The sequence below is a fragment of the Bacillus sp. L75 genome (assembly GCF_003676355.1).
GTDB lineage: Bacteria > Bacillota > Bacilli > Bacillales > Bacillaceae > Bacillus > Bacillus velezensis.
On sequence record NZ_ML064902.1, the window covers coordinates 162672 to 175076 of the forward strand.

Sequence of the window (12405 nt, forward strand, 5' to 3'; positions counted from 1 at the left end):
ACGTTCCGTTTCAACTCGATTTCTTCTCCTGAAAAAGCCGCAAGTAACCAGCGCTCCTGAAGGACAAACAAACTGACCGAACATACGGCCTGTTCATATGGTATAGAGAGAATCGCCAGAATGGGAGGAAAAGTATATATGTTTGGTTACTCAATGGTACAAATGGTGCGGTCAAATGCTCATAAGCTGGACTGGCCGCTCAGAGAAAACGTATTACAGTTATATAAACCTTTCAAATGGACACCTTGCTTTTTGCACAAGTTTTTCGAAAAAAAGGTGAAAAACAGAAAGAAAATGTCAGTCATCATTGAATTTGAAGAGGGCTGCCATGAATCCGGTTTTCACAGCACAGGACAGGTCTTATCAAAAGAAAAACGCTGCACCATAAAAAAGCAGTTTCAAACAATCAATTGCTGCAGCGCCGAAGTCACTCCGTCCGCCCTTCACATGCTTCTTTCGCAATGCCGGGATATCCGTAAAATCTATTTAAACCGTGAAGTAAAAGCGCTCCTTGATACGGCAGCTGAATCGTCTCATGCAAAAGAAGTGACCCGTAACGGCACCGTATTAACAGGAAAAGGCGTAACCGTCGCCGTTATTGATACCGGAATCTATCAGCATCCCGATTTAGAAGGCAGAGTTATCGGATTTGCGGACTTTGTCAACCAAAAGACAGAACCGTATGATGACAACGGACACGGCACCCATTGCGCCGGTGATATCGCAAGCAGCGGCGCTTCATCTTCCGGTAAATATCAGGGGCCGGCGCCGGAAGCCGATCTGATCGGAGTCAAGGTATTAAACAAATCAGGATCAGGAACCTTGGCTGATATCATTGAAGGTGTGGAATGGTGCATACAATATAATAAAGAACACACAAAGAATCCGATCAGAATCATCAGCATGTCACTGGGCGGAGATGCGCTCAGATATGATAAAGAAACGGACGACCCGCTCGTCAAGGCCGTTGAAGAGGCATGGAATGAAGGAATCGTCGTCTGCGTCGCCGCGGGCAACTCCGGTCCGGAAGCTCAAACGATTTCAAGCCCCGGTGTCAGCGAGAAGGTCATCACAGTAGGCGCCTATGATGACAATGATACGGCCGGCAATGAGGACGATACGGTCGCTTCTTTCTCAAGCCGCGGCCCGACGGTGTACGGAAAAGAGAAGCCTGACATTCTTGCGCCCGGGGTCGATATCGTATCTCTCCGTTCTCCGCGTTCATACCTTGACAAATTACAGAAATCAAACCGTGTAGGCTCCTTGTATTTCAGTCTGTCGGGCACGTCCATGGCCACTCCGATCTGTGCGGGCATTGCCGCCTTAATCCTTCAGCAGAACCCGCAGCTTTCGCCTGACGAAGTGAAAACACTGATCAAACAAAGTCCGGATAAGTGGACAAATGAAGATCCGAACATTTACGGAGCGGGCGCAGTAAACGCTGAAAACGCCGTGCCGAAAGAGTAACCTTTTTATCATGAGAACGGGGTCGTCTAAACCTGCAGATGACCCCGTTTTTTAGGTGAACAGATGAAACATTTATAATGAAGGAACTCGGAATGCTCCAGAACCGGCTGTCAGAAAAAAAGATCAATGCAAGGCAGTGTATTTCTAAAAAAATAGGGAATAAGTATGGTGTAGATAAAAGGAGGAATCACAATGGCACTTACAAACACCGAATTGTCTGAATGGCTGCAAAAACAGATCGGACAAACGCTTGATATCAGGAAAGGAGAGCTGACAGACAGCCGAAACGAGATTTCTGATATGGATCAGATCATGCTTCACCTTGATGATGTTCTCGTCCGCCGGACAAACCATCCCGATGACTATGTAGCGGACGAAGAACTCGTCTTAAAAGGGCACGGCACAACCTATACGGAGGAAGGAAATGTCCCGCTTCCCCAAGATGCGTATGAAATCCCTCTGCTCGGCGACATCACCATCCAAAAGGAGCAAGACGGATTAAAGGTACATACAGATCGGGCCGTTTATACAATCGGGACCCGGAAAGAGCAATAAAAAGAAAAAACGCCCTGAATCAGCGGCGTTTTTTTATTGGTTTTTTTCTTCTGAATATCCGTGGAACATCGTGAATGCGCAAAGCATAATGCCTAAAATAATGATAATCGGAAGCCAGATCACGGCAAACTTATAATCCGGTTCGGCAAAAGCGCCGATGACCGCTCCAAAGCAATACAGCACCAAGGCAAGCGCGCGCAATACAGCATCTCTCGTAAACTGCTTCCGCTTGTCCGCTTTGTAAAACCTTGCGGTGAGATCTTCAAAAAAATTAGCGAGCGTTCCCGTTAATACGGTCGTGGAAATCCCCGCTACACCAAGTTTTCTCGCGGCTGTCGTCTGCATTCCCATTGCGAAGCTGAGCAGCATAATCAGCACATAAACAGAAATGGCATCTGCAAAAAAGCAGGAGAACAAAGCAAACAGCAGCAAAACAGCTCCTTCAATAGCTAAAGCGGCAGTTACCGCAGGGGGCCAGAATGATTTCTTTTTATTGCCCACAAGCAGGGCCGCGGCAATAACGCCGGCAATAAATCCGATTAACGAGGTTAACGATTTGAGTACGGCAAGGTGCCACGAGTTGCCGATCGCCAGGCCGAACAGAACGATGTTCCCCGTCATATTGGCGGTAAAGATATGTCCCAGGCTTAAATAACCGATCACATCCACAATTCCCGCTGTTAAACAAAGAAGTAAAAGTGCAATATTTCGGTATGTAGTCACTGTCAATGTGATCCAATCCTTTCTCATGCTGATTCCAACATATAAGTTTACTCTTTGCCATTTCATATGTCCAGCCGGCGTGCCGCTTTTTCAGAGCATAAAAAAACTCCGGCGAACCGGAGAAGCTACTGAACGATAAATAATACTCTCGTGCCGTCGGAATATCCGCTCATTTGATTTCCAACCCATGAACCGGCTCCGCGGTTATCCGACGGGGTTACATATCTGATATCAGCCCCCGCCCCGCCTTCTGTGCAGACTGCCATGGGCCATTCATCACGGTCAAACCCGGGCTTTGTCGGAATTCCTTTCAATGATTCTTTCCTTCTATTCTCCGCTCCGCCCCGATCAATTGTACAAATCTCAGAATGACCTGCCGAAATGGCGTCTTTTATATGATTTCCCGTCTCCGGATATTTTGACAGCGGGAAATACAGCACCTGATCGTATCGGGATGCGGCACGAGCAGCACTGTCCGAATGGATGCCGGCGCCCGTAAGGCCGAACTGAAGAGAGATCACCAAAAGCAGACTTGCCGCCCATTTCATAAACGCATTCATTCACATCCTCCTTAAGAAGTTGATATGAAGCGTAAATATGTATATTAGCCGGATTTAACACACATGATGAAATGGCAAAAAAAGTTTGCTGTTTTGTTGATAATCAACGAAAATGGCGGCTTTACGATTTGTCTATTGAACCGGCTTCTGTTTCCTTATATATTTTAGACATACTTATGAGCCGTTGTGATCAGTGTCTTCGGCAGATAAAAGGAGGAATGCCGTCCGGTCGGCAGGCACCGGCTGTTTGTTATGTCTTTTCAAAAACATGAAGGCGGGGAAATCCAGATGGAAAAAACAATGTTTCACCCACACTCACCCGAGTTTCACGAAAACCCTTTTGCGGTTTTAAGCAGATTCAGAGAGCAGGACCCCATACATAAATTCGAACTGCAGCGTTTCGGAGGCACCTTTCCGGCTTGGCTCATCACGCGTTATGATGATTGTATGGCGTTTTTGAAAGACGGCAGAATTACGAGAGATGTAAAACGAGTCATGCCGAAGGAGCTGATCGCGAAGCTGAATGTCAGTGAAGATATCGATTTTGTCTCAGAGCATATGCTGGCAAAAGACCCTCCGGATCATTCACGACTTCGATCTTTGGTGCATCAGGGGTTCACTCCCCGGATGATTGAGCAGCTTCGCACCGGGATAGAGCAGATCACAGAAGAGCTGCTGGATGAAATGGAAACAAAAGCAGACCCTGATATCATGAGAGATTTCGCCGCACCGCTTCCGTTTATCGTCATTTCCGAACTGCTCGGGATTCCGAAAGAGGACCGCGCCAAATTTCAAGTGTGGACAAACGCAATGGTCGACACGTCAGAAAGCGGACAAGATGCGACCAACCAGGCTCTCAAAGAATTTAAACAATATATGAAAACACTGATCGAAGAAAAAAGAAAACATCCGGGTGAAGACCTGACAAGCAAGCTTATTTACGCTGAAGAGGACGGCCAAAAGCTGAGTGAATCAGAGCTGTATTCCATGCTGTTTTTGTTAGTCGTTGCCGGGCTTGAAACAACGGTTAACCTTCTCGGCTCCGGCACCCTGGCGCTTCTTCTGCACAAAGACCAGATGGAGAAGATAAAGCGGCAGCCGGAAAATATCCAGACGGCGGTCGAAGAGCTTTTGCGTTATACCTCTCCCGTCATCATGATGGCAAATCGATGGGCGATTGAAGATTTCACCTATAAAGATGTTTCCATTAAAAAAGGCGATATGATATTTATCGGCATCGGTTCAGCCAATCGGGACCCGGAATATTTCGATGATCCTGATACATTAAATATAGCGAGAACACCGAACCGTCATATCTCTTTTGGATTCGGCATTCATTTTTGTCTCGGGGCTCCGCTCGCCCGGATGGAAGCATCCATTGCCTTTACTGCGCTTTTAAAACGGTTTCCGAATATAGAGCTGAAAGGCGCGCCCGAGGATGTAACATGGAGAAAAAATGTGTTTTTGAGAGGGCTTGAAACATTTCCTGTCAGATTTTAACATCTCCCCCCCTGTTTATCGGGGGTTTTTTTAATGTCTTATAAACAGAAATCAATACGACAATGAAAATTTAGTACATAGTAAATTTAGTTCTATATGGATAAAAAAAGCGGCCGGATTGCTCCGGCCGTTCTCTATTACCGTTTTACCAACTCATTTGTTTCGTCCAGCTTTTTTCTGAAAGATTTAAGGAAATTTGCGCTTATCGTTCCTTTGTTTGCGTACAGTTTTTCGCAGAATGCTTTAATGGCGTTTTGCGGCTTTGGTTCCGACAGCATTGTGACATGATTGGAAGAGTGAACGTCCAACAGGTGAAACTGTTTCATCTGGCGTTCCCATTCTTTCCAATACGCATCATGGTCTAACGGAATTTGTTCTTCCTCTGCTGTCAGATAACGTTCAAGATGTCCGAGGAACAAACCGCTTTTATTACGGAAGTAGTAGCATTGCAGCGCTTCCGGATGAGGCAGCGGCTTCATGTCATACTCTTCCATTCCGTAAGCGAGCTGCGTCTTCATCATTTGCTCCAGCTGCATCCGGATCGCTTCTTCGGATTTTGGCAGACCGCGCTTTTTGGCAAGGCCGATCAATTCTTTCAATACTTCTTCTTCCTCAGCCTGGACGGTAATGTCTTCTCTGCTGATTAATGCCTCTTCAAGGTTTTCAGGCTTAAGATATGCTGTAAGCATCGTATTGATCGTTTGCAGCATGACTGACTTAACAGATGGTTTTCTTTCTTTCCATTTTTCACTGTACGGGGTGTCGATCATGACGGCGCTTTTTACCGTATGACCTTCCTCCTGCAAGAGGCGCGCGGTTTCATATGCAAGCATGCCGCCCAAGGAATATCCGCCGAGGTCATAAGGGCCTTTCGGCTGTACCGCTTGGATGATTCTCATATAAGAAGCGGCCGTCTCTTCGATTCCTTGCAGCGGCTCTTTCCCTGTCAAACCTCTTGCCTGGATGCCGTAAAAAGGTCGCTGACTCTTTTTGGCGAATGGCTGGTATGCTTCCACGCCTCCCGTTCCGCCGTGAAACCAAAAAACAGGACGGCCTTTTTCTCTTTCATTCAGCTTGACGAGTTCGGGAAAATTCCGGCCCGTCTCCTGCGGTTGGTTCGTTTTTAACAGCATGCAGATCTCCTGAAGAGTGCTGCATTTCTGAAGAGCCTCCAGACTGATGCGGCTGTCTCCGTCCTCAAGTTTCTTCAACAGCTGAATAGAGGAGATTGAATCGAAGCCGTATTCAGTCAGCGGCTTATTTTGATCAATTTCCGCTGCCTTCATCCCCAAAATGTCTGCCACAATGTCAGCCGCGCTCTCGCAGCGGATCTGAGGATTCTGTGAAACCGGTGCAAGGCTGATGTCTTCTGGCTGACCGCCGTTCCAATACTTATGGTTTTCAAAAGGATATGTCGGAAGCGGCACTCTTTGAACAGATTTGCCTTGGTGGAGTCTGTCCCACGGTATATCCGCACCTTTCACCCAGCAAAATGCAAGTTTTTCGAGATTGTTTTCAGCCAACAGCGTCTCCGTGACGACTGTACCGAGAGTCCCTTCCAGTAAAACGCCGATATCTCCTGATCCAGTCTGCTGACTGCCTGTAAAGAAGCTTTTCATTCCATTGCTTTCTTCGGAAAATGCTCTGTACTCTTTCAGTTTTTCCAGCAATTCATCTTGATTGCGGGCAACGAGTGCCAGGCGGCAGTTCATCGCCTCACGGCCGGTCTGAAGCGTATAAGCAATATCCCGCAATGACAGAGTATCTCCAGTTTGCACAAAATCAGCCAGCTGACTTGCGACCGCCTTAAGACGCCCTTCGCTCTTAGCAGAAAGCACGATAAGCTGCGGTTCATGCACAGATTCTTTGTCTTTATGGCTCGGGCTGTACTGTTCCAAGACGACATGCGCATTCATGCCGCCGAAGCCATAGCTGTTAATTGCGGCCCGGCGCGGGATCGGTCTGCCCGTATGGTCGGTGAGCTGTGTCCATTCCTGATTGTCTTCGGTGAAACGGAAGCGGCTTTTCTGAATGGCCATTTGCTCATTTGCAGCTGTAAATCCGGGAATACCCGGGATGGTATGATGCTTCATGGCCATCGCCACTTTTATAAGGGCGGCCAGTCCGGAAGCGAGTTCGCCGTGCCCGATGCAAGGTTTCACGGTGCTGATATAACAAGGCGCGCTTTCCTCTTGATTTGCAGACTCGCCGTAACCCGCTTTGATTGCATTAAACTCCAGCGCATCTGCCATTTCGGAGGCAATGCCGTGCGCTTCAATATAAGTGACAGTTTGCGGATCAACATCGGTGTCTTCGTACGCTTTTTTCATCGCGGCCTTCATTCCCGCCGGATTCGGTGCGTGAAGCGACATGCCTTTACCGCCGTGAGACACTCCTGTTCCTTTAATGACCATGTGAATATGATCGCCGTCTTCAATTGCCGCCTCAAGCGGTTTGATGATGATAACGCCCGCCCCTTCGCTTCTGACAAAGCCATCGGCATCTTTTTGGAACGATTTCGCCCGGCCGTTTTTGCTTAAATATCCCATTGAGTCAAAACCGATAAAGCCCTTCGGCGACTGCAGAATATTGGCGGCGCCCACGACAGCCTGCTCACATTCGTTATGACGGATTGATTGAACCGCCCTGTGCAATGCCACCAGGGTTGACGTGCAGGCAGCCTCGTAATATTCACTCGGTCCTTGTAAATTCAAGGCATATGATATTCTGTTCGGAATGATGGACGGGATGGCTGTTCCATTGTTCGGATCGCTGTTGCCCGCGGCAACGAAAACGCCTGTCGGTCTGCTTGATAACGCCTTATTTGTCAGGCCCGCATCCTCCATTGCTTTCCATGTATGCATCAAAAGCAGAAACTGCTCCGGCCCCATTTGTGATGCCTCTTTAGGGGAAATTCCGAAAAAGAGCGGGTCAAATTCGCCGACACCGTCAATAAAACCGCCCCATCTGAGACTCGTGTCATTCTCATCACCGGCGTAACGGCGCCAGTCCCAGCGGTCCGCCGGAATTTCGGTAATACAGTGATCCCCGTTTACGATGTGCTCCCAAAAAGACTGGATATCCGGGGATTGCGGAAACTGAGCTGACATACCGATAATCGCGATTCCTTGCTTGACATCGGCGTTATCACAAGGCGTATGCTGTTTCCTCGGTAAAGTGCGCTCTTCTGTTTCCGTGACCCTGGCCTCTTCTGAATGCTTATGATCGGCAAGCAATTGAGAAAACTTGCTCTCATATGCTGACGCGAAGTGGCGGGTCAGCTCCTCCGCGGTCGGATACTCGAAAAACAATGTTGGATTCACATCGATGTCCGCCTCTTGGCCGATCTCTTTTGTCAGCCCGATCAGGCTTGCTGAATCAAGTCCCAATTCCATGATATTCGCGTCAGAACGAAGAGATGGCCCGGGTTCATCCATCATCTTGGCGAGCTTGCCAAGGACGTAGCTGCGGATATCATCTGTCAGACTGCCGGCAGAAATCGGTGCTCCCGCATTCTTAACAGCCGTTCGGGCCGGCTGATTCATCTGTTCGGTTTTCGGACGGAACCGTTTCAGGGCATAGCCTTCAAAACGCATCACCACTTCCGATCGGCTGCTGATGACATCTGCGTTAATCAGAATCATTTCCCCCGTTTGTTTGGTCAGCTTGATGTGCAGCCAGCAATCGATAAGATCTTCAGGGCTGCTGAAGGTGACGGAATTAATGCCGAACGGCAGATAGCTTTCCGCCTCCGTTTGATCCAATAAAGAAAGTGAGGCCAAGTAAGCACTGTTGGCGATGAACGGATTTACGGCATAATGATGCGCTTGTTGTGAGTCGCTATTGTTCAGGTTCACTTTCGCTAAAACGGCATCAGAGCCTTTGTACAGGCGGGTAATCGTTTTAAATTCTTCTCCCCACACGACGGGTCCCGTTCCGTCTCCGTATAACTCATCTATCCGGCCCACTTCCCGGTAAGAGCGCTGAATGGCCGCCAGATCCGCGTGCTGCTTTTGAAACGGATAGGGGCTGCACTCGGCATACGCCGCTATGCTCCAATCAGGAGACGTGCGGCTGCGGTGCATTATGCTCAGTTCAAATCCATCCCCGTTTTGTTTCGATTCTGTTTTCAGCTCGATGCGATCGCCTTTTTTTACGGTAATGGGGCTGACGTAATTCAGTTTTTTAATTTGTCCTCCTTCCGCTTCAGGAAAAAGATCACAAAAATGATCGACTGCCAGACTGTTATATGTAGCGCCGACGAGTACCGGTTCTCCGCTGAATTGATGCCCTTTCACGTATGGATCGTCATCACTGTATACCGCCTGAACGCCGGCAGCGTTTTCTGATTCACTGAATTGAAAAGAAGTCCCGTGGTCAAAAGCGTAGGCCGGCAGATGAACGGCGTGCTCTTGCTGCAACTGATCAAACGCGATATTCTCTCCTTTTTCCCATTGCCGCGCACGCCGGCCAATATCAGATTCAGAGAAATTGAGATTCCGCTGATCCATGCGGTAAGCGGCCAGCTTTTCCAGCAGTTCCTGAACGGAAGCAGCCGTAAATGCCGCCCGATACTCCGAATGATGCGTTCTTTTTTGCAGCGCGGATGCGATGGCGGCCGGATGAAGAGATGGCGTCTTTTCTAAAAAGGCCGCCAGTCTGTCAAGATAGGCTTCAAAACTCCATTTTGTTTTCGCTGACACAGGGAAAATATATTCCTCATCGCCGTGACGGGCCTGATCGGAATTCGGGCTGATATATTCTTCTACGATGAGATTTGCATATGCCCCGCCTGCCCCGAAGGAATTAATCATGCTTCTCCGCGGGATGATGTCCCCCGTTTCGGCATCCCTCATACGCTCCCAATACTCGGTTTTTTCCTGCAGGTGAAAAGCCGTTTGTTCAAGGTTGATATTCGGATTTTGCGGTTTTGCGTTAATCGTCGGGACTAATGTTTCCCGCTCCATTTGCAGCAGCACTTTCGCGAGCTGGGACATGCCGGAAGCCGCCTCTAAATGACCGAGATTTGACTTGACGGATCCAAGCGCGCAAAAACGTTTTTTATCAGTATATTGCGCGAACGCATTTGTCAGGGCAATGACCTCAATCGGATCTCCCAATACAGAGCCGTTTGCCGCTGATTCAACATAACTGATTGTTTCCGGATTGATTCCGGCCTTGTCGATGGAAGCCGCCATGAGCTTCGCCTGCTGTTTCGGATCCGGAGCCGTGTACATCTGCCTTCCGCCGCTATGGCACAACGCGCTGCTTTTAATGACCCCGTAAATATGGTCTTTGTCGGCAAGCGCTTTGGAGAGCGGCTTCAAGAGCACCGCCCCGACTCCTTCTCCCGGCATCAGGCCCGTGCCGGTTCCGAAGCTTTTGCTTTCACTTCCCTGTTCAAGCAAATTCGCCCGTTCGAGCGCATCATATTTAGACGGTTCAAGCGTGAGATTGACCCCTCCGGCAATCGCCATGGAACAGCTGTTAAGCTTCAGGCTTTCACAGGCGAGATGAATGGCGCTCAGTGAGCTGGAGCATGCGGTCGTAACGCCCATGCTCGGGCCCGTTAAATTGAAAAAGTGGGAAATGCGGTTGGCGATATGCCAATCCCCTCCGTTAGAGCTGAGCGCAGCTTTTTCCAATGACGGGATATTCCAGAAATATTGATTGTACATACTGCCCATAAATACACCGATGCCGCTGTCTGATTCCTGCCATTCGTTTACTCTTTCTAACGAGTAGCCTCCGTTTTCAAATGTTTCCCATACGGTTTCTAAGCTTAGACGGAGCTCAGGCGTCATCTCCATCACATGGTCTTCCCGGATGTCAAACAAGTGATGGTCAAAAGCGTCAATATGCTGCAGAAATCCGCCGTACCGTGTTTTGTGTTCTTCTTTTCGTGTTTCTTTTGCCATCGTTTTCAGAAGACCGGACTTCCATCTGTTTTCCGGAGCTTTCGTAATACAGCTGTCTCCGGCTTTTAAATGCTCCCACAGCTCATCGAGGGTTTCAGACTCGGGATAGCGGCCGCTGATGCCAATAATGGCAATGTCGTCACGATCAGAACGATTAACGGTGACGGTTTCTGTTTCCGGCTTTGGCGCTTTTGGCTCTTTTTGTTCAGTGATAAACCGCCGCGTTTCCGTGACAAGCGGCACCGGTTCATTCATTGCAGGTTCCGGATGCTTTGTTTCAGGAGGCGCTTGTTCGGCTCCGAATGCCTGTTGCAGCTTATCCGGGTAAGTTTCCAGCAAATACTCGGCAAGTTCTTTCGTATTCGTGTGTTCAAATAAGACCGTTTTCGGCAGCTCGCCCGTCAATGTTTCCAGTTCACGGATAAAATTCACCTGCAAAATGGAGTCGATGCCGTATTTTTCAAAGCTGGTTTCCGGCTGAATGCGCTCGGGAGCAAGCTTTATGGACTTGGCTAACGTTTCTTTTATGAATTGCACAGTCCGGTCTGTGACTGAGAAAGACGGTTCTGTGAAATCAGCCTGCTCTTTGGAAGCCGCAGTTTCTTCAACCGCCTGCGCGTCCGGCTGCTTTTGCCTGATGACGCCGTCGCTTTCTGCCGCCACGATCTGCTGGCCGAGGTGATGTGACGATTCCGCCATAAATGTAACGTACCGATATCCCTCGCTTTCCAGCGCAGACTGCCACGCTTCAGGATACAGCCCCGGGCATCCGGGAATGCGCAGTTTGGCGTCTTCATACAGCCACCAGCCTTCCAAAAGACCGAATGTCAGATGAGAATAAACCGAATGGCTGCTAATCTCATTTAATAACAAAATCCCATTCTTTTTAAGCACCACTTTGGCATTGCGAAGTGTCCGCCGAATATTTTTTGTCGCGTGAAGCACATTTGCCGCAATTACCGCGTCATATGCGCCCGCCTCTATACCCTGCAAAGCCGGGGGCTCTTCCACATTAAACCGCTTATAAGTCAAATACGGATTGTCGGGACCGTATTCTTTTTCAGCATGCATGAAAAAGGCCTTTGACAGATCGGTGTAGCAATATTCTTTCACATGATGTTTGTACTCTTTTAATCTTTTGAAAACGGCCGCGCTCGTCCCGCCCGTCCCCGCTCCGATCTCTAATATCCGGATTTCCGCGTTCGGGTCTTCTTTCAGGCGTTCTTCAATGAAAGCCGTCAATGTGTCAGCGAGCACCTCATTAAAGTAGTCTGCCGTTTCATTGTTTTTATAGATTCCTTCCACCAATTCCATTGAGGAATCAGGAAACAGAACATCAGTGGCAGAAACTCTGCCGGATAAAATATCCGGCAAAGCTCTGAGAGCGGTCTCCACTAAGGTGATCATCGCCTGTTTGCTGCTGTCCTTGAGTAAAGGAGCTTTCTTTTCATCCCATTCTTGCCACAGAACGTCCGCACGCTCTATCGGACCTGTTAACACATACGTACTGCCTGACTGTTTCAAAAAGCCTTTTTGCACCAAGATGGAGATGCTTTCTTCCAGCCACCTGCCGTAAAACCCCTGCATGACAGGCTGCGTTTCGTTTTCCGTGAAAAATCCGACAGATTTCAGCTGGCCTGCCAATAGTTTGTAAAGAAGATCTTCAGTGTTTTGCAAAGCCG

At 48.7% G+C, this 12405-nt stretch carries 6 protein-coding genes; 3 read left to right on the forward strand and 3 right to left on the reverse strand.

Annotated features, from left to right (window positions below; translation table 11 throughout):
• Positions 1-138: 138 nt before the first annotated feature.
• Both D5S11_RS04345 and ymzB read left to right on the forward strand, forming a co-directional pair.
• Entirely contained in the window at positions 139-1467 is a 1329-nt protein-coding gene (locus tag D5S11_RS04345; protein ID WP_047935736.1) for a serine protease AprX, read from the forward strand.
• A 192-nt stretch (positions 1468-1659) separates the two neighbouring features.
• Positions 1660-2022 carry a protein YmzB gene (gene ymzB, locus D5S11_RS04350; RefSeq protein ID WP_007410383.1) on the forward strand — a complete coding sequence of 121 codons (363 nt, stop codon included), beginning with the start codon at positions 1660-1662 and terminating at the stop codon, positions 2020-2022.
• A 33-nt stretch (positions 2023-2055) separates the two neighbouring features.
• Here ymzB and D5S11_RS04355 read toward each other — a convergent pair whose 3' ends face one another.
• Positions 2056-2811 (reverse strand): YoaK family protein, encoded by a 756-nt coding sequence (locus D5S11_RS04355; RefSeq protein ID WP_003154084.1) that lies wholly within the window; start codon positions 2809-2811, stop codon positions 2056-2058.
• A gap of 59 nt (positions 2812-2870) precedes the next feature.
• Complete coding sequence (locus tag D5S11_RS04360) at positions 2871-3305, reverse strand: NucA/NucB deoxyribonuclease domain-containing protein (RefSeq protein WP_007611576.1); 435 nt, start codon at positions 3303-3305, stop codon at positions 2871-2873.
• A 288-nt stretch (positions 3306-3593) separates the two neighbouring features.
• On the opposite strand from D5S11_RS04360, the gene D5S11_RS04365 reads away from it, so the two are divergent.
• The gene (locus D5S11_RS04365; RefSeq protein WP_007409852.1) at positions 3594-4805 is read left to right on the forward strand and encodes a cytochrome P450 family protein; all 1212 of its coding nucleotides are present in this window, start codon (positions 3594-3596) and stop codon (positions 4803-4805) included.
• Positions 4806-4942: 137 nt separating this feature from the next.
• Here the strand turns inward: D5S11_RS04365 and D5S11_RS04370 are convergent, their stop codons facing one another.
• On the reverse strand, positions 4943-12400 hold the full coding sequence (locus tag D5S11_RS04370) for a beta-ketoacyl synthase N-terminal-like domain-containing protein (protein ID WP_108724962.1): 7458 nt from the start codon (positions 12398-12400) through the stop codon (positions 4943-4945).
• Positions 12401-12405 lie beyond the last annotated feature (5 nt).